The organism is Streptomyces angustmyceticus, from assembly GCF_040701845.1.
Classification (GTDB): Bacteria; Actinomycetota; Actinomycetes; order Streptomycetales; family Streptomycetaceae; genus Streptomyces; species Streptomyces angustmyceticus_A.
Genome location: NZ_JBFBHQ010000010.1, coordinates 47,344 through 66,047 on the forward strand (window position 1 = coordinate 47,344; position 18,704 = coordinate 66,047).

General features: G+C 74.1%; 12 protein-coding genes. All 12 read left to right on the forward strand.

Features of this window, described 5'->3' with window-relative positions; all coding sequences use genetic code 11:
- Nucleotides 1–7 precede the first annotated feature (7 nt).
- The 12 genes from AB0411_RS22050 to AB0411_RS22105 all read left to right on the forward strand — a co-directional run bounded on the left by AB0411_RS22050 (nt 8) and on the right by AB0411_RS22105 (nt 18,694).
- Nucleotides 8–1,021, forward strand: coding sequence for an ABC transporter substrate-binding protein (locus AB0411_RS22050; protein WP_366418984.1), 1,014 nt, complete (start codon nt 8–10; stop codon nt 1,019–1,021).
- A gap of 93 nt (nt 1,022–1,114) precedes the next feature.
- Complete coding sequence (locus AB0411_RS22055; RefSeq protein ID WP_366418985.1) at nt 1,115–2,308, forward strand: ATP-grasp domain-containing protein; 1,194 nt, start codon at nt 1,115–1,117, stop codon at nt 2,306–2,308.
- Nucleotides 2,305–4,116, forward strand: a complete 1,812-nt coding sequence (locus AB0411_RS22060; RefSeq protein ID WP_366418986.1) for an IucA/IucC family siderophore biosynthesis protein — start codon at nt 2,305–2,307, stop codon at nt 4,114–4,116. The genes AB0411_RS22055 and AB0411_RS22060 overlap by 4 nt, the downstream gene beginning before the upstream one ends.
- A 5-nt stretch (nt 4,117–4,121) precedes the next feature.
- Nucleotides 4,122–5,402 (forward strand): MFS transporter, encoded by a 1,281-nt coding sequence (locus tag AB0411_RS22065; protein ID WP_366419100.1) that lies wholly within the window; start codon nt 4,122–4,124, stop codon nt 5,400–5,402.
- A complete protein-coding gene (locus AB0411_RS22070; protein WP_366418987.1) occupies nt 5,402–7,180 on the forward strand; it encodes an IucA/IucC family protein in 1,779 nt (592 codons plus the stop codon). Before AB0411_RS22065 ends, AB0411_RS22070 begins: the two co-directional genes overlap by 1 nt.
- Entirely contained in the window at nt 7,180–8,427 is a 1,248-nt protein-coding gene (locus tag AB0411_RS22075; RefSeq protein ID WP_366418988.1) for a type III PLP-dependent enzyme, read from the forward strand. The genes AB0411_RS22070 and AB0411_RS22075 overlap by 1 nt, the downstream gene beginning before the upstream one ends.
- Nucleotide 8,428: 1 nt before the next feature.
- On the forward strand, nt 8,429–9,199 hold the full coding sequence (locus AB0411_RS22080) for an HpcH/HpaI aldolase family protein (RefSeq protein ID WP_366418989.1): 771 nt from the start codon (nt 8,429–8,431) through the stop codon (nt 9,197–9,199).
- 87 nt (nt 9,200–9,286) lie between these two features.
- Nucleotides 9,287–10,519: an NAD(P)/FAD-dependent oxidoreductase gene (locus tag AB0411_RS22085; protein ID WP_366418990.1), complete on the forward strand. Its 1,233-nt coding sequence runs from the start codon at nt 9,287–9,289 to the stop codon at nt 10,517–10,519.
- 142 nt (nt 10,520–10,661) lie between these two features.
- The gene (locus tag AB0411_RS22090; RefSeq protein ID WP_366418991.1) at nt 10,662–14,969 is read left to right on the forward strand and encodes a bifunctional nitrate reductase/sulfite reductase flavoprotein subunit alpha; all 4,308 of its coding nucleotides are present in this window, start codon (nt 10,662–10,664) and stop codon (nt 14,967–14,969) included.
- 167 nt (nt 14,970–15,136) lie between these two features.
- Nucleotides 15,137–15,331, forward strand: a complete 195-nt coding sequence (locus tag AB0411_RS22095; RefSeq protein ID WP_366418992.1) for a hypothetical protein — start codon at nt 15,137–15,139, stop codon at nt 15,329–15,331.
- Nucleotides 15,332–15,503: 172 nt separating this feature from the next.
- Complete coding sequence (locus AB0411_RS22100; protein WP_366418993.1) at nt 15,504–17,915, forward strand: phosphoketolase family protein; 2,412 nt, start codon at nt 15,504–15,506, stop codon at nt 17,913–17,915.
- A gap of 119 nt (nt 17,916–18,034) precedes the next feature.
- Entirely contained in the window at nt 18,035–18,694 is a 660-nt protein-coding gene (locus tag AB0411_RS22105; RefSeq protein ID WP_366418994.1) for a hypothetical protein, read from the forward strand.
- The last annotated feature ends 10 nt before the right edge of the window (nt 18,695–18,704 follow it).

Here is an 18,704-nt window from a genome sequence, read left to right on the forward strand (position 1 = left end):
TGCCCTCATGTTCACCAGATCCTCTCTGCACGGCTCCGGCCGGCTGCCGGCCACGCTGCTCACCGTCGTCCTGGGCGCCGGCGCCCTCACCGCGTGCGGGGGCGGCACCTCCTCGGGAGGCGAGGACGCGGCGAAGGGCGGCGCCGGGTTCCCGCGCACCGTCAAGAGCGTCATGGGCGGCGACGTGAAGATCCCCGGCAAGCCCAAGCGCGTGGTCGTCCTGGACACCGGTGAGCTCGACGACGTCACCACGCTCGGCATCAAGCCCGTCGGCGCGGTCTCCCCGCACATGAAGACCGAGGGCGGCTTCCCCACCTACCTCAAGGACGAGATCGGCGGCGTCAAGGACGTCGGTCCGCTGCTGGAGCCGAACCTCGAAAAGATCATCGCCCTCAAGCCCGACCTGATCCTGTCCTCCAAGGTCCGGCACGAGAAGATCTACGACAAGCTCCAGCAGATCGCGCCGACCGTCTTCACCGAGACCACCGGCGGTCCCTGGAAGGCCAACCTCAAGGTCCACGCCAAGGCGCTGGGGCTGGAGAAGGAAGCCGACCGGAAGCTGGCGGAGTACCAGAACCGGGCCAAGGCGCTGGGCGAGGCCATCAAGAAGAAGTACCACGGCAAGATGCCGTCGGCGTCCGTGGTGCGCTTCGTCGCCGGCCCGACCCGCCTCTACCAGAAGTCCTCCTACAGCGGTGTGGTCCTCGACGACATCGGCCTGGCCCGGCCGAAGTCGCAGAGCTCGACCGACCCGGCCAAGACGATGCTCGACGTCAGCCCCGAGCAGATCGACAAGGCCGACGCGGACCTGGTGTTCGTGACGACCGCGGACGAGCCGAGCAAGACCCAGCAGAAGGACGTCACGTCCAACCCGGTCTGGAAGGACCTGCCGGCCGTCAAGAAGCACAAGGTCTTCGACGTGCCCGACGAGACCTGGATGTCCGGCATCGGCATCCAGGCCGCCGAGCACATGCTCGCCGACGTGGCCAAGGCCACCGGCGTGCCGCTGCCGAAGGCCTGACCCGCCCGAAACGGGGGTGGGCCGCCGTCCCCACGGCCCGCCCCCGTCCCCGACGTCCCTCGCGCCACCCTTGATCCTGAAGGGCCCCGTCCCATGCGGATGTACCTGCTCGCTCTCAACCCCACCGACTCGGTCACCGAGGGATTCCTCCCCGCCGCCGCCCGCCTCGGTCTCGATGTCACCGTGCTGACGGACCAGCCCGAGGCCCACCGGCGTGCCGGCTGCCGGGCCGACGAGGTCCTGGAGTGCGACGTCCGTGACTTCCGTGCGGTCATCACCCGCATCGCCACGCACCACCCGGCCGCCGCGGTCTTCACCAACAGCGACCACCTGCAGACCCAGGCGGCCCTGGCCGCCGAGTACTTCGGGCTGCCCGGCAAGGACTGGCGGGCCACCCTGCGCGCCAAGAACAAGGCCGAGATGCGCCGCCACCTCGCCGCGTCCGGCGCCGACACCGTGCGGTCCGCCGAACTCGCGCCCGGCCAGGACCCCTCCGCGCTCACCGCCGCGGGGCTGCCCTACCCCTGTGTCGTCAAACCCCGCGAGGGCGTGGCCAGCGAGGACGTGCTGCTGGCCGACGGCCCCGCGGAACTGGAGGCGCGCGCCCGGGAGATCCAGGCCCGGCGCCCGCAGGCGGCGCTGGTCGCCGAGGAGTTCCTGGCCGGCGAGCTCTACACCCTGGAGACCCTCGGCGACGGCCGGCGACGGCACGTCCTGGGCGGTTTCCACACCACGCTCTCCGCGCCGCCGTCCTTCATCGAGGAGCGGCACGACTTCGTCGCCGCCCACCCGGAGCCCGTCGTCGCCCAGGTGCTGGCGCAGCTCGACGCGCTGGGCGTCGGGTTCGGCGCCTGCCACACGGAGTTCGTGGTGCACGAGGGCCGGGCGCGGCTCATCGAGGTGAACTACCGCGTCATAGGCGACCAGTGCGATCTGCTGCTCGCCCGGGTCCTGGGCATCGAGCTGTTCGAGCACGTCCTGCGCACCCACCTCGGCGAGCCGCTGCCCGCCGACCTCGGTGCCCGGCAGGACGGCGCGGGCCGGGTGGAGTACGCCCTCGCCGACCGGGCCGGGACGCTCACCGCCGCGCCCACCGCCACGGACCGCGAGACGGACGGCGTACGGCTGGCCTACCGGCCGCTGCGCGCGGTGGGCACCGAGCACCCGCACTACGGCACCAACCGCGACTACCTCGGCGTCCTGCGGGCCACCGGCACCGATCCCGGCGCCCTGGACCGGGCCGCGGAGTCCTTCTTCGCCGCCGAGCGCTGGGAGATCTCGTCATGACCGTCTCCCTCGAGACCGCCGCCGCTCCGGCCGGGCAGGAGACGGCCGGCGCGGACGAGGAGTCCGAGCTGCTGCTGCGGGTGCTGAGCGCGCTGCTGCGCGAGGACGTGGTCGGCCTGCGCAGCGGCGGCACCCTGCTGGAGCGGCCGGACGGCCCCTGGCTGCGGCTGCCCGCGGGTCCGGCCGCCGGTGCCCTGCTGCTGCCGCTGGACGCGGACGGCTACCAGAGCACCTGGGCGGCCCGGCTGCCGCTGCTGGTCCGCGAGTCCGACGGCGCCCGGCTCACGACCGTCGACGCGGTCCTCGCCGCGCTGCGCGCGCTCGCCGACCCGGCCGACCGGCCCGGCTTCGACGCCTTCGCCCAGGAGTGCCGGCAGACCCTGGCCACGATGCGGCTGCACACCCGCACCCGGGACGCGGTCGACCAGCTGCTGACGGAGCGTCATGGCGCCTCGCCCGCCGCCTGGCGGGGGCTGACCGGCGGCCTGGCGTACGACACCCTGGCCGCCCGCACCGACCACCCCGTCTACCCGACCTCGCGGGGCCGCTCCGGCCTGGACGAGGACCAACTGCACGCCTACGCGCCCGAGTTCCACCCGCGGTTCGCGCTGCGCTGGCTGGCCGTGCCCCGCGCCGCGACGACCGTCGCGGGCGGCGGCGCCGCGGCCCTGCCCGAGTGCTGGCCGACGCCGGCCGAGCTGGGCCTGCCACACCTCGGCGAGAGCCATCTCGCCCTGCCCGTCCACCCGTTGACGCTCGGCGACCCGCTGCGCGAGGCCCTGCGCGCGACCGGCCTGGAGCGCGACGCGGTGCTGTCCGCACGCCCGCTGCTGGACGCCGTGCCGACCCTGTCGATGCGGACCGTGGCGGTGGACGCCGATCCCCGCCTGCACCTGAAGCTGCCACTGGCCACCGCGACGCTGGGGCTGCGCAACCGGCGCACCATCAAGCCCCGCACCCTCATCGACGGTGCCGCGGGCCAGCGACTGCTGGACCAGGTCATCGCCCGCGAACCGCGGTTCGCGGAGTCGGTCCTGCAGGCCGACGAGACGGTGTACGCCCACGCGGACCACGAGCTGCTCGCCGTGCTGTGCCGGCGCTACCCGGCCGGGCTGGACGGCAGTGCCGTGGTGCCGATGGCCGCGCTGCTGGGCCGGGCGCCCGGCGGACGGCTGGTGATCGACGAACTCGCCGACCGCTTCTACCGCGGCGACCCCCTTGCCCTGCTGGACGCCGTACTGACCCTGCTCTTCGACTGGCAGACCACCCTGTTCGACTACGGGATCGGCCTGGAGTCGCACCAGCAGAACATCTCGCTGGTCCTGGACGAAGGGGCGCACGGCACCCGGCTGCGGCTGCTGTTCAAGGACAACGACGCGCCGCGCATCAACGCCGTACGGCTGCGCGAGACCCTGGGCGACGACGCCCCGGACCCCGCGGACTTCGCCGACCCGCGGATCTTCGCGGAGCACGACCGGCCGGTGCTGGACCTGTTCACCACCATCACCCTCCACCTGTGCGCGGGCTCCTACGCCTTCGGGCTGGCCCGGCACGGACGGGCACCGCTCGACCGGCTGCTGGGCCTGGTCCGCGACCGGCTCGCCGAGGCCGTCGCGCGGCTGGGCACCGCGCCGGGCGGACCGGGCGCCGCGCTGCGCGCGCATGTCCTGGACGCCGCGGAGCTGCCGGTCAAGGCGATGGTCAGCGCCGGGTCCCTGCTGACCAAGGAGCGGTCCGGCGCGGCCGACATCAACAAGCACTACACCACCGGCCCCAACTATCTGCTGCCGACGGGGATTTCCCGATGAGCCCGATGAAAACCGCCACCGCCGCACGGGCCGAACCGAACGCCGTCGAGACCAAGGACAGTCCCGGACTCGCCCGCCGCCAGGTCTTCGCCGTGGCCGGCTGCTACTTCGTGGCCTCGTTCGCCGCGCTGGGGCTGCCGCCCTACCTCACCGAGATCCTGCCCGAGCTCGGCGACGGCGCCGCCCGCTGGGCGGGTCTGCTCTACATCGTGCCCACCATCTTCGGCGCCATCGGCGCGCCGCTGTGGGGACGGCTCGCGGACCGGTTCGGCCGCAAACGGCTGCTGTTGCGGGCGCAGTTGGGGCTCGCCGCCGCGTTCCTGCTGGCGGGCTGGGCCGACTCGATCGCCACCTTCGCCGCCGCGCTGGTGCTCCAGGGCGTGCTGGGCGGTACCTTCGCCGCGTCCAACGGCTATCTGGGGGCGGCGCTGGAGGGCCATGCGCTGTCCCGGGCGCTGACGCTGATGCAGGGCAGCGCCCGTGCGGCGCTGGTGTGCGCGCCGATCGTGGTCGGGTCGCTGACGCCGTGGCTGTCGCCGCACCGCCAGTACGCGCTGCTGGCCGTGCTGCCGCTGGCCGCCGCCGTGATGCTGGCGGCGCTGCCGGAGCCGCCGCGGTCCCGGACCGCCGCGCCGCAGGCCGCCGCCGCACCGGAGGTCGAGGCGGACGGGACGCCGCCGGTCGAGGCGACGGCGGAGCCCTCCGGGCGTGCCCCGGCCGCTTCCCTGCGGGCCCTGTACGCCATCGAGTTCGCCTTCGTCTTCGCCACCGTCATCTCCTTCCCGTACCTGATCTCCCTGATCAAGGAGCGGATACCCGGCACCGGGCCGATGGTGTCCGGTGTCCTCTTCGCCCTCCCTCACATGTGCTACCTGATCGCCGCGATCCCGGTGCACTCGCTCTTCCGCGGCCGCCCCCGGGCCGGCATAGCGCTCGGCTTCGGCTGTATCGCGCTGGGCCTGGCCGGGCACGGGATCGCCCACTCGCTCACCGCCTTCGTCGCGGTCCGCCTGGTGCTCGGCGCCGGCCTCACCCTGGGCCTGGTGTGCATGTCGGTGCTGGCCGCCGACTGCGCCAAGGGCCGTGCCCCCGGCGGGCTGTTCGGCTCGATCGAATTCTTCTCCAAGGCCGGCGCGGTCGCCGCCGGCGTGGCCGCGGCGGTCGGGAACGACTGGTTCGGCCCCACCGCGCCCGTCCTGACCGGGACCGCGATAGCGCTGGTCACCGTGGTGGCGACCACCCTCCCCCGCCTTCCCCGTACTCTCCGCACCCGCAGGAGCCTTTGATGCCCTCGCTGACCAATTCGCCCGCCCCCGCCGCGGCCGGCGCCGCCCCCGCCGGCCTGCCCAGCGCGGACCGGGCCGTGGCGCACACCCTGCTCAACTGCCTGCTGCGGGAGGTGTCGGGACCCGAGCACCAGACCGCCGTCGACCACGGGCGGCTGCTGCTGCGGCTGCCGCGCCGCGGAGTGCTGCTGCGGGTCGCGCTGCGCCGGACCTCGCTGTTCGGCGCGCACCGGTTCACCGGCCCGGTGTCCGAACAGACCGCGGACGGCTGGGCCGAGGTCGGCTGGCGCCGGCTGGCCGAGTACGTGCACGCCGAGCTGTCGCTGCGCACCGGTGTCGACAACGAGGAGTTCCTGGCCCAGATCGCCTCCAGCCACCAGGCCGTCTCGGCGGCGCTCGCGGCCCGTACGGAGCAGGACCCGTCCGCCCCGGCGGCCGGCGCGGACGACTGGCAGGCCGCCTACGTCACCTCCGAGCAGTCGCTGCTCCTCGGCCACCGCTTCCACCCGACCCCCAAGGCCCGCACCGGCGACCCCACCGCCTGGCAGTCCTACGCCCCCGAGACCGGGGCGGTCTTCCCGCTGCTGCTGTTCGCCGTGCGCGAGGAGCTGATCGCCGAGGAGCGGTCCGCCGACGGGGCCGCCGACCCGCTGGACACGCTGCACGCCGACGTCCCGGAGGGCTACCGGCTGCTGCCCGTCCACCCCTGGCAGTACGAGTTGCTGCGCGACCACTCGGGCCTGGCGGAGGCGCTGGAGCGCGACGACATCCGCGTCCTGGGCAGCAGCGAGACGCCGTTCGCCGCCACCGCTTCGGTGCGCACGCTCTACGACGGCGACGCCTTCCTGAAGTTCAGCCTCAACGTCCGGATCACCAACTGCCTCCGGAAGAACGCCAGTTACGAGCTGTCCGGGGCGGTGGCCCTCACCCGGCTGCTGGCACCGGCGCTCGCCGACCTCGCCGCCCGGTTCCCCGGCGCCGCGGTGCTCCGTGAGCCCGCCTACCGCAGCCTCGCGCTGCCCGGCGCCGACGGCCGCCCGGACACCGAGCTGCTGGAGGGCTTCGGCGTCATCGTCCGCGAGGGCCTGTCCCAGCGGCTGCTGCCGGGCACCACCCCGCTGCTGGCGGGCGCGGTCGCCGACGAGTACCCCACCAGCCCCGCCCACATCTCGCGCCTCCTGGACGGCGCCGGTCCGCAGGCCGCGCTGGAGTGGTGGGCCGCCTACCTCAACCTGCTCGTGCCGCCGGTGCTCGCCGCCTACTTCGACCACGGCCTGGTGCTGGAGCCGCACCTGCAGAACGTGCTGGTCTGCGTCGACGGCGACGGGATGCCCGCACAGGTCCTCTTCCGCGACCTGGAGGGCACCAAGCTCGTCCCCGAACACCACGCCGACCTGCTGGCCTCGCTGCCCGAGCAGGTCGCGGCGCCGATGACCTACGACGCCCAGCGCGGCTGGGACCGCGTCGTGTACTGCCTGCTGGTCAACCACGTCGCCGAGATGCTCGCCGCGCTCGCCGACCTGCACCCGGACACCGAGACGGAGCTGTGGGCACAGGTCCGCCGCACCCTGCAGACCCACGCCGACCGGTACGGCTGCCCGCCGCGGCTGGCCGCCCTGCTGGCCGGCGTCCCGCTGCCCGCCAAGGCCAATCTGCTCACCCGCTGGGAGCGCAAGGCCGACCGCGAGGCCGGCTACGTCCGGCTGCCGTCGCCGCTGGCCGAGGCCGTTCTGTCGGGCGCCGTGCGCACCGACGACACCACCCCCTGGAGCGCCTGATGACCACCCCCGCCCCCGCCCTCACCCCGGGTGTCCGCGAGCGCACCCTGTCCCTCGCGCCCGGGGAACTGCCCGCCTACCTCTACGACCTGGCGGCGCTGCGCACGCATCTGGCCGACGTACGGGCGGCGCTGCCGGACCGCGTGGAGCTGTACTACGCGGCCAAGGCCAACCCCGAGCCGGAGATCCTGGCGGCGCTGCGCCCGTACGTGGACGGCTACGAGGTCTCCTCCGGCGGCGAGCTGGCGCACGTCGGCAAGGCCGTGCCGGGCGCCCCGCTCGCCTTCGGCGGACCGGGCAAGACGCCCGCCGAGGTCGCCCGGGCGCTGGAGCTGGGCGTGGAGCGCTTCCACGTGGAGAGCGTGTACGAGATCCACATGCTCGCGAACCTGGCCGCCCGCCTCGCCCCGGAGCGCCGGATCGCGGTGCTGGCCCGCTTCAACCTGCCGGTCGACGACGGCTCCCTGGACGGCAGTTCGCTCGCCATGGGCGGCCGTCCCACCCCCTTCGGGCTGGACCCCGACCAGGCCGGTGAGGTCGTCGCCCTGCTCACCGACGGCACCTGCCCGCAGCTCGAACTCCGCGGCATCCACGCCCACCTGGCCAGCGGCCTGGAGGCGCCCGAGCAGCTCGCGGTGTCCGAGGCCATCGTGAAGTGGGCCGCCGGCCTGGCCGCGCACCACCGCGTCCCGCTGACCGAGGTGACGATCGGCGGCGGAATGGCCGTCGACTACGCCGACCCGGAGCGCCGGTTCGACTGGACGGCCTTCGGCGCGGGCCTGGCGCGGCTCGCCGACGCCCACCCCGGCCTCACCCTGCGCCTCGAACCGGGGCGCGCGCTCACCGCGTACTGCGGCTGGTACGCCACCGAGGTGCTGGATGTGAAGCACAGCCACGGCGAGGAGTTCGCCGTGGTCCGCGGCGGCACCCACCATCTGCGCACCCCCGCCACCAAGGGCCACGACCAGCCCTGCACGGTCCTGCCGTCCGACGCGCCCTGGCCGCACCCCTGGCCGCGGTCGGCCGCGCGGGGCGATCTGGTCACCGTCACCGGGCAGCTGTGCACCCCCAAGGACGTCCTCGCCCGCGACGTCCCGGCACCGGGGCTGCGGGCCGGTGACCGGGTGGTGTTCGGGGTCGCCGGGGCGTACGCCTGGAACATCTCGCACCACGACTTCCTGATGCACCCGCGGCCCGGCTTCCACTTCCTCGGCGCCGCGGAGCCCGGCGCGAGGGGGGAGGCCTGAGATGCTCCGCCCCAACGAGGTCCGGCGCCGGCTCGCCGCGGGCGAGGAGGCGTACGGGCTGTTCAGCACGCTGCCCGAGCCCGCCATGGTCGAGATGATCGGCTGTGCGGACTACGACTTCGTGATCCTGGACACCGAGCACACCCTCGTCGATCCGCAGCGGCTGGAGAACCTCATCCGGGCCGCCGAGACGACCGGGCTCACCCCCTTCGTCCGGGTCCCCGAGGCCGATCCCGGCGCCGTGCTGCGCGCCCTGGACGCCGGGGCGATGGGCATCGTCGTCCCGCACGTCCGCAGCCGCGCGGACATCGACGCCACGATCCGTGCCGCCCGCTACGCACCCGAAGGCATGCGCTCCCTCAACGGCGGCCGGGGCCCCGGCTTCGGCCGCATCGATCCGGCCGAGTACCTCCGCCGGGCCAACGCGGAGATCATGATCGTGGCGCTCCTGGAGGACCGTGAGGGGGTCGAGGCGATCGACGAGATCCTCGCCCCCGGCGGCGTCGACCTCGTCCTGCCCGGCCCCGGCGACCTCTCCCAGTCCTACGGGGTCCCCTGGCAGGTCCGTCACCCCCGCGTCCAGGAGGCGGTCCGGGGCCTCCGCGACGCCTGCGCCCGCCACGGCGTGCCCTTCTGTGCCATGTCCACCACCCCGGAGCGGCGCGCCGAGTGGCACGCCGACGGTGTCCGGGCCTTCGTCCTGGGCGAGGACCGCGACCTGACGGCGCGGGCGCTGCGGGGTCACCGGGAGCGGACCGCCGGGCAGGGGTGACGGCAACTCCTTCGGCGGTACCTCCGCGCGCTCCGGGCGGGTAACTGATGACCGGGTAACCGATCGTCCGAAGGAGCTGAGCGGGACATGGCCCAGAACACAGCATTCATCATCGCGGGAGCGGGGCTGGCCGGCGCGAAGGCCGCGGAGGCGCTGCGGGCGGAGGGCTTCGACGGCCCCGTCCTGCTGCTGGGCGAGGAGCGCGAGCGTCCCTATGAGCGGCCGCCGCTGTCCAAGGGCTACCTCCTGGGCACCTCCGAGAAGGAGAAGGTCTACGTCCACCCGCCGCAGTGGTACGCCCAGCACGACGTCGACCTGCGCACCGGCAACGCCGTCACCGCCCTCGACCCGGCCGCCCACGAGGTGACCCTCGCCGACGGCAGCCGGCTGGGCTACGCCAAGCTGCTGCTGGCCACCGGCTCCACCCCGCGCACGCTGCCGGTGCCCGGTGCCGACCTCGACGGGGTCCACACGCTGCGGCGCCTGGCGGACAGCGACCGCCTCAAAGGCGTCTTCCGGTCCGCGTCGCGGATCGTGGTGATCGGCGGCGGCTGGATCGGGCTGGAGACCGCGGCCGCCGCGCGGGCCGCCGGGGTCGAGGTGACCGTGCTGGAGTCGGCGCCGCTTCCCCTGCTGGGGGTGCTGGGCCGCGAGGTCGCCCAGATCTTCGCCGATCTGCACACCGGGCACGGTGTCGCGCTGCGCTGCGACACCCAGGTCACGGAGATCACCGGCACCGACGGCGCGGTGGACGGGGTGCGCCTGGCCGACGGCACCCGGATCGCGGCCGACGCCGTCATCGTCGGCGTCGGGATCACCCCCAACAGCGAGCCGGCCGCCGCGGCCGGGCTCAAGGTCGACAACGGCGTCGTCGTGGACGAGCGGCTGTGCTCCTCCCACCCGGACATCCATGCCGCGGGCGACGTCGCGAACGCCTACCACCCCCTCCTGGGCAAGCACCTGCGCGTCGAGCACTGGGCCAACGCCCTCCACCAGCCCGCGACGGCGGCCCGCGCCATGCTGGGCCGGGAGGCCGTCTACGACCGGCTGCCGTACTTCTTCACCGACCAGTACGACCTGGGCATGGAGTACACCGGCCATGTGGAACCGGGCGGGTACGACCGCGTGGTCTTCCGCGGCGACACCGCGGCCCGCGAGTTCATCGCCTTCTGGCTCTCCGGCGGCCGGGTGCTGGCCGGGATGAATGTGAACGTCTGGGACGTCACCGAGCCGATCCGGGCGCTGGTGGCGAGCGGGCGGGCCGTGGACCCCGAGCGGCTCGCCGACACCGACGTGCCGCTGGAGGAGCTGCTCCCCTGAGCGGCGGCCGGCGGCCGTCCTCACGCGGCCCGGCCGGCGGCTGTGTGGCCGCCGTAACGACGGGTGATCGCTGGGCGTGACACCCGGTTAACGGGCGATTCCTACCGTGGTGCACAGCAGCCGACCACGAAGGGATCCGCCCGTGACCGCACCGGAACCGCAGGCCGAGAGCATCACGCAGGTGCGGACGGCCTGCTCGTACTGCGGTGTGGGGTGCGGGATCGTGCTGGACGTCGCGACGGGCCCGGACGGGCGGCGGACGGTCCGCAGGGCGGCCGGCGACAAGGCCCACCCGGCGAACCGCGGGCGGCTGTGCACGAAGGGCGCGACCAGCGCCGAGCTGCTCGCGGCGCCGGGGCGGCTGTCGAGCGCCCTGGTGCGCGCCGACCGCGGCGACGCGCCGGCGGCCGCGGCGATGGAAACGGCGGTCAAGGAGACCGCGGGGCGGCTGCGCGCCATCGTCGACGAACACGGCCCGGACGCCCTCGCCCTCTATGTCTCGGGCCAGCTGACCCTGGAGGCGCAGTACTTGGCGAACAAGCTCGCCAAGGGCTTCGTCCGCACCCGGCACATCGAGTCCAACTCGCGGCTGTGCATGGCGAGCGCGGGCAGCGGCTACAAGCTGTCGCTGGGCGCGGACGGCCCGCCCGGTTCGTACCAGGACTTCGAGCACGCCGAGGTCTTCTTCGTCATCGGCTCGAACATGGCCGACTGCCACCCGATCCTCTTCCTGCGGATGATGGAACGGGTGAAGGCGGGCGCCAAACTGATCGTGGTCGATCCCCGGCGCACCGCCACCGCGGCCAAGGCCGACCTCTTCCTGCAGATCGCGCCGGGCACGGACCTGGCGCTGCTCAACGGCCTGCTGCACCTGCTGGTCGAAAACGGCGCCACCGACCCGGAGTTCATCGCCGAGCACACCGAGGGCTGGGAGGCGATGCCGGACTTCCTTTGCGACTATCCGCCCGCGACGGTCGCCGGGCTCACCGGGATACCGGAGGCGGACCTGCGCCGGGCAGCGGAGTGGATCGGCGCCGCGGGCGACTGGATGAGCTGCTGGACCATGGGCCTGAACCAGAGCACCCATGGCACCTGGAACACCAACGCGCTGGTCAACCTGCATCTGGCGACCGGCGCGATCTGCCGCCCCGGCAGCGGCCCGTTCTCGCTCACCGGCCAGCCCAACGCGATGGGCGGCCGCGAGATGGGCTACATGGGCCCGGGCCTGCCGGGCCAGCGCTCGGCGCTGGTGGCCGGGGACCGGGCGTTCGTCGAGGAGCTGTGGGGCCTGGAGGCGGGGACGCTGCGGGCGGACGAAGGGGGCCAAGGGACCGTCGAGATGTTCCGGCGGATGGCGGACGGGGACATCAAGGCGTGCTGGATCATCTGCACCAACCCCGTCGCCTCGGTCGCCAACCGCCGCACGGTCATCGAGGGGCTGGAGGCGGCGGACTTCGTCGTCTCGCAGGACGTCTTCGCCGAGACCGAGACCCACGCCTACGCCGATGTGGTGCTGCCGGCCGCCATGTGGGGCGAGACCGAGGGCGTGATGGTCAATTCGGAGCGCAATCTGACGCTGGTGCGGCCGGCCGCCGACGCCCCGGGCGAGGCCTGGCCGGACTGGCGGATCATCGCCCGGATCGCCTGCGAGATGGGCTACGAGGACGCCTTCGGATACGAGAGCGCGGAGGAGATATTCGAGGAGATCAAGCGCGCCTGGAATCCGCACACCGGCTACGACCTGCGCGGAGTGAGCTACGAGCGGCTGCGGCACACCCCCGTGCAGTGGCCCAGTGCGTCCGCCGACGGCCCCGACCGCAACCCCGTGCGCTACCTCAACGACGGCACCAGCCAGACCCTGCGGGAGCGGCCGGACGGCACCCGCCCCCGGCTGTCCTTCCCCACGGCGAGCGGCCGGGCCGCCTTCTTCGCCCGTCCGCACCTCCCGGCGGCCGAGCTGCCCGACGACGACTTCCCGTACGTGCTGAACACCGGCCGGCTGCCGCACCAGTGGCACACCCTCACCAAGACCGGCAAGGTCGCCAAGCTGAACAAGCTCAACCCCGGCCCCTTCGTGGAGCTCCATCCCGACGATGCGCGGGCGCTGGGCATCGCGGAGGGCGACACCGTCGAGGTCGCCTCGCGGCGCGGCCGGGCGGTGCTGCCCGCCGTGCCGACCGACCGGGTGCGGCCCGGGAACTGCTTTGCGCCCTTCCACTGGAACGACCTGTTCGGCGAGTACCTCAGCGTCAACGCGGTGACCCATGACGCGGTCGACCCGGTCTCCTTCCAGCCCGAGTTCAAGGCGTGCGCGGTGTCGCTGGCCCGGGTGGCGGGCGAGGCGGGGCACGGACAGGACGGGACGGACCCGACGCGGACGGGCGGCACGCCCGGGGCCGACGCGGGCCAGGGCCCCGGTACGGCTCAGCACCCCGGTACGGCGGGCGCGGTGGCCGTGCTGACCGAGGTGTTCCAGCTCGCCGGCTCCGCCCCGCCGGTGCTGGCCGAGCACGAACGCCGCTATCTGTCCGGATTCCTCGCCGGGCTGGGCGCCGGGCCCGCCGGCGGCACACCCGTGCTGCCCGACCGGGCGCCCTTCGCTCCAAAGAGCGCGCAGTGGGTCAATGGCGTGCTGGCCGGGATGTTCTCGCGGGCGCCGGACGCCCGGCAGACGCCCGCGGCGGACCCGGCGGACGCCCCCGCCGAAACGCCCGGCGCCCCGCCCGCCCGTACGGTCCTCGTCCTGTGGGCCTCGCAGACCGGCAACGCGGAGGAGGTCGCCGCCGACACGGCCCGGCGGCTGCGGGGCAGCGGGCGGGAGGCGACGCTGCTGAGCATGGCCGACAGCGCACCGGCGGCGCTGCCCCGCGGCGCCGATCTGCTCGTGGTCACCAGCACCTTCGGCGACGGCGACGCCCCCGACAACGGAGCGGGGTTCTGGGAGACCCTCAGCGCGCCGGACAGCCCGCGGCTGGAGGGGGTGCGCTACTCGGTCCTCGCGCTGGGCGATTCGTCGTACGACGACTTCTGCGGTCACGGCCGCCGGCTCGACGACCGGCTCGCCGAACTGGGCGCGCAGCGGCTGGCGCCCCGTACGGACTGCGAACCGGACTACGAGCAGCCCGCCGGGCAATGGCTCGACCAGGTCCTCACGGCCCTGGCATCCGGCGCGGAGCCGGGCGAGGGGGCGGATCCGGGCGGCGGTGCGGGGCCCGAGGGCGGTGCGGGGCCGCAAAGTGGCGGGGACACCCGCGCCACCACGGGCCGGGCCCCGGAGGTCCCCGCCCCGGAGGCCGTACCCGCGGCGCCCACGCCCGCCCGGCCCTCCAAGGCCGCGCCCGCCATCGTCCGTCTCGTCGGCAATCAGCTGCTCAGCCGGGCCGGGGCCGCCAAGGAGGTGCGGCAGTTCACCTTCGACACCCGTGAGGGCGAGGGCGCACCGCTGGAGTACGAGGCCGGGGACGCGCTCGGGGTGCTGCCGCGGAACTGCCCGGACCTCGTCGCGGAGTGGCTCGCCGTCACCGGTCTCGACCCGGCCGCCGGCGTCGACCTCGCGGGCCTCGGCACGGTGCCGCTGGGCGAGGCCCTGCACCGCCATCTGGACATCGCCCGGATCACCCCCGGCCTGCTCCGGCTGGTCGCCGAACGCACCGGTGACCGTGTCCTGAAGAAGCTGCTGCGACCGGACAACAAGGGCGAGTTGGCCCAGTGGACCTGGAGCCGGCAGGCCGTCGACGTCCTCGCCGAACACCCGGTACGGGCCGGTGCGGCGGAGTGGGCCGGCGTCCTCAAGCGCCTGCAGCCGCGGCTGTACTCCATCTCGTCGAGCCCGCTGACCGATCCCGGCCTGGTCCGTCTGACGGTCTCCGTGGTGCGCTACGAGAACCGCCGGGGGGACCGGCGCAAGGGCGTCGCCTCCACCTTTCTGGCCGATGCCGAGCCCGGGTGCCCGGTGCCGGTGTTCGTCCAGCGCGCCGCCCACTTCCGTCCGCCGGCCGATCCGGCCACCCCGATGGTGATGGTGGGACCCGGCACCGGCGTGGCGCCCTTCCTCGGCTTCCTCGACGAGCGGCGGGCCCGCGGCCACCGCGCCCCCAACTGGCTCTTCTTCGGCGAGCAGCGCCGGGCCACGGACTTCTACCACGAGGAGGCCCTCGGCCGGCTGCGCCGCGAGGGGCTGCTCACCCGGCTGGACACCGCCTTCTCCCGCGACCAGCGCGCCAAGGTCTACGTCCAGGACCGGATGCGCGAACACGGCGCCCAGCTGTGGTCCTGGCTCCAGGACGGCGCCCACTTCTATGTGTGCGGCGACGCGTCCCGGATGGCCAAGGACGTGGACCGTGCGCTGCGGGACATCGCCGTCGCCCACGGCGGGCTGGCGGAGGAGGCCGCCGCCGGCTACGTCAAGCAGCTCGCGGCGGAGAAGCGCTACGTCCGCGACGTGTACTGAGGATTCCGCCGGCCGGGCCCGGGGCACACGCACCTTCGCCGTCATCCACCACATGAACCACGTCATCACCGCGTGAACGGAGCGCTCCAGCGCCAGCCCCTCGGATTCACTTCTTGAACGGGCCGACCACGGGCATGGGACGGAGGATGGGGAGGAAGGAGAGCGCCATGACCCTGACGACCGTCCACGCCATGACCACCGAACCGCGGCCGAGGGGGCCCGAGCGGGTGCCGAGCGATCCGGACCCGGTGCCGTACGACCCGGTCCCCGCCGAGCCGGAACCGGATGAGCCGGGCCCGGTACCGGCGGAACCGCCCGGCGCGGAACCGGACGAGCACCCGGCCCCCGAACCGCCCGACTGACCGGCCCGCCCCGGTCGCCCGCCCTGTCCGGGGAGCCGCTGCCCCCTGCCGTCGTCGCCCGGAAGGCGGCGACCATGCAGGTACTCTCCGGCGGCCGGATCCGGCCGGGCCGCCGGCCGCACTGCGCACGCTGTGAACACCCGTGGCACGCGACCCTGACAGGGAGATGAGCATGCACGACGCGGAGAACGCGGCAGGGACGGGGACGAGCGGGAGTCCGGCGGCGCCGGGCCCCCTCGACGCCGCCGAGCTGCACCGGCTCGACGCCCACTGGCGGGCGGCCAACTACCTGGCCGTCGGGCAGATCTACCTGATGGCCAATCCGCTGCTGACGGCCCCGCTGCGCCCCGAGCACATCAAGCCGCGGCTGCTGGGCCACTGGGGCACCTCGCCGGGCCTGAACCTGGTCCACACCCACCTCAACCGCGTCATCAGGGCCCGCGAGCTGGAGGCCCTGTGCGTGTGGGGGCCGGGGCACGGCGGCCCCGCCGTGGTGGCCAACTCCTGGCTGGACGGCACGTACTCCGAGACGTACCCCGATGTCGGCCGGGACGGCGAGGGCATGGCCCGGCTCTTCCGGCAGTTCTCGTTCCCCGGCGGGGTACCCAGCCATGTCGCCCCGGAGACCCCGGGATCGATCCACGAGGGCGGTGAGCTGGGCTACTCCCTCACCCATGCCTACGGCGCCGCGTTCGACAACCCGGAGCTGGTCGTCGCCTGTGTGGTGGGCGACGGCGAGGCGGAGACCGGGCCGCTCGCCGCGTCCTGGCACGCCACGAAGTTCCTGGACCCGGTGCACGACGGCGCGGTGCTGCCGGTGCTGCACCTCAACGGCTACAAGATCGCCAACCCGACGGTGCTCGCCCGGATCCCGCGGGACGAGCTGGACGCCCTGCTGCGCGGCTACGGTCACGACCCGCTCCATGTCGCCGGCGACGACCCGGCGACGGTCCATCAGGCACTGGCCTCCGCCATGGACACCGCCCTGGACCGGATCGCGGACATCCAGCGCCGGGCCCGCACCGAGGGCGTGACGGAGCGGCCCCGCTGGCCCATGATCGTGCTGCGCACCCCCAAGGGCTGGACCGGACCGCACGAGGTCGACGGGCAGCCCGTCGAGGGCACCTGGCGCGCCCACCAGGTCCCGCTGCCCGGCGTGCGCGAGAACGCCGGGCACCTGCGGCAGCTGGAGGACTGGCTGCGCTCGTACCGGCCCGACGAGCTGTTCGACGAGGCGGGCCGGCCGCGCCCGGACGTGCTCGCCTGTGTGCCCGAGGGGTCGCGGCGGCTCGGCGCCTCTCCGCACGCCAACGGCGGCCTGCTGCTGCGCGATCTGCCGGTCCCGCCGCTGGAGCGGTACGCGGTGGAGGTCGGCAAGCGCGGCAGCGAACTGCACGAGCCGACCCGGGTGCTCGGCGGGCTGCTGGCGGCGGTCATGGAGGCCACGGCCGAGCGCCGCGACTTCCGCGTGGTGGGCCCCGACGAGACCGCGTCGAACCGCCTGGAGGCGCTCTACGACGCCACCGGCAAGGCCTGGCAGGGCACCTCGCTCGACACCGACGAGCACCTCGCGCACGACGGCCGGGTCATGGAGGTGCTCTCCGAGCACCTGTGCCAGGGGTGGCTGGAGGGCTATCTGCTCACCGGCCGGCACGGGCTCTTCTCCAGCTACGAGGCGTTCGCGCACATCGTCGACTCCATGGTCAACCAGCACATCAAATGGCTGCGCACCGCGCGCCGGCTCCCCTGGCGGCGCCCCATCGCCTCGCTGAACTACCTGCTCACCTCCCATGTCTGGCGGCAGGACCACAACGGCTTCTCGCACCAGGACCCCGGCTTCGTCGACCACATCCTCAACAAGAGCCCGGAGGTGGTCCGGGTCTATCTGCCGCCGGACGCCAACACCCTGCTCTCGGTGGCCGATCATGCGCTGCGCAGCCGCGACTACGTCAATGTGATCGTGGCCGGCAAACAGCCCGGCTTCGACTGGCTCACCCTCGACGAGGCCCGCGCCCACTGCGCCCGCGGCGCCGGCGCCTGGGAGTGGGCGGGCACCGAGGACGGCACCGAACCCGATGTGGTGCTGGCCTGCGCCGGGGACGTGCCCACCCAGGAGACGCTGGCGGCGGCGGGTCTGCTGCGCCGGCATCTGCCGGAGTTGGCGGTGCGGGTGGTGAACGTCGTCGACATGGCCCGGCTGCTGCCGCCGGGAGAGCATCCGCACGGCATGCCGGATCCCGAGTACGACGCGCTGTTCACCCGCGACAAGCCGGTCGTCTTCGCCTACCACGGCTATCCCTGGCTGATCCACCGTCTCTGCTACCGCCGCACCGGTCACCGGAACCTGCACGTCCGCGGCTACCGGGAGGAGGGCACCACGACCACTCCCTTCGACATGGTCGTGCGCAACGACCTCGACCGGTACCGGCTGGTGATGGATGTGATCGACCGGGTCCCGGGCCTGGGGGTGCGCGCGGTCGCGGTGCGGCAGGCGATGGCGGACGTCCGAACCCGCCACCACGCCTGGATCCGGGAGCACGGCACGGACCTGCCGGAGGTCGCCGACTGGACCTGGGCGGACTGACGGCACCGGGCCGTCAGGCGTCCGCCTCCGACGGAGTGCCGCGCGGCGCGGTGACGGGGCGGCCGCGCCCGGGCATGCCAGCCTGAGGCCCGGCTACCCGGGCCTCAGGAGGTACGCGGATGGCTCGACGGCTGGCCACGGGAGCCGAGCTCCTCGGCTGGTGGGCGGGGTTGACCGGGCTGTGGCTCGTCCTGATCGGCCCCGTGGACACGCTGGAGTGGGCGGTGGGCGGCGGCGCCGCTGCTGTCCGGCGTCATGGTCGAACTGGGCCTGTACGGCACGGCCCGCGTCTACTGGACGGTCTTCGCGGGCCCCGCGGCATCCCGGCGCCGGATGCGCACCGGGCGCTGCTGGTGCTGGGCGTGCTGACCGCCGTGCTGGGTGCGGTGCTGTGCGTCCTGGTCTCCGCGGTGACCGGGGGCGCGGTGCTGCTCGCCGGGGCGCTGGCGGTGGGTCTGGTCCCGGGCCTGCGCACGGGCGTCGGCCGGGCCGCCGACGCCTTCACCGACCACGCCGGTTACGTCGGGGCCGTCCTGTACGGCAGGGCGGCAGCGCCCGCGCCCACTTCCCCGCCGCACTGGGCTCTCTCCGGTGTCCTGTGGGGCCTGCTGGCCACCGCACTGGCCGTGGCCTTCGCCCTGGTCTCCGTGCGCCGTCCGGTACGCCAGGAGCCGGCGCAGCGGGCCGGTCCGCCGCGCCGGCTGCACTCCGGTCATGTCGGCGACTACGTCGCCTGGTTCCTGGCGGGCGTCACCCTGCTGGCGGCGCTGGTCGTGTGACGGCGGGAAG

What these genes read in the sequence shown, in the direction of transcription:
- AB0411_RS22080 (WP_366418989.1), top strand. Translation starts at nt 8,429, where the DNA reads ATGCTCCGCCCCAACGAGGTCCGGCGCCGGCTCGCCGCGGGCGAGGAG.
- AB0411_RS22100 (WP_366418993.1), top strand. Translation starts at nt 15,504, where the DNA reads ATGCACGACGCGGAGAACGCGGCAGGGACGGGGACGAGCGGGAGTCCG.
- AB0411_RS22050 (WP_366418984.1), top strand. Translation starts at nt 8, where the DNA reads ATGTTCACCAGATCCTCTCTGCACGGCTCCGGCCGGCTGCCGGCCACG.
- AB0411_RS22105 (WP_366418994.1), top strand. Translation starts at nt 18,035, where the DNA reads ATGGCTCGACGGCTGGCCACGGGAGCCGAGCTCCTCGGCTGGTGGGCG.
- AB0411_RS22075 (WP_366418988.1), top strand. Translation starts at nt 7,180, where the DNA reads ATGACCACCCCCGCCCCCGCCCTCACCCCGGGTGTCCGCGAGCGCACC.
- AB0411_RS22095 (WP_366418992.1), top strand. Translation starts at nt 15,137, where the DNA reads ATGACCCTGACGACCGTCCACGCCATGACCACCGAACCGCGGCCGAGG.
- AB0411_RS22085 (WP_366418990.1), top strand. Translation starts at nt 9,287, where the DNA reads ATGGCCCAGAACACAGCATTCATCATCGCGGGAGCGGGGCTGGCCGGC.
- AB0411_RS22065 (WP_366419100.1), top strand. Translation starts at nt 4,122, where the DNA reads ATGAAAACCGCCACCGCCGCACGGGCCGAACCGAACGCCGTCGAGACC.
- AB0411_RS22070 (WP_366418987.1), top strand. Translation starts at nt 5,402, where the DNA reads ATGCCCTCGCTGACCAATTCGCCCGCCCCCGCCGCGGCCGGCGCCGCC.
- AB0411_RS22060 (WP_366418986.1), top strand. Translation starts at nt 2,305, where the DNA reads ATGACCGTCTCCCTCGAGACCGCCGCCGCTCCGGCCGGGCAGGAGACG.
- AB0411_RS22055 (WP_366418985.1), top strand. Translation starts at nt 1,115, where the DNA reads ATGCGGATGTACCTGCTCGCTCTCAACCCCACCGACTCGGTCACCGAG.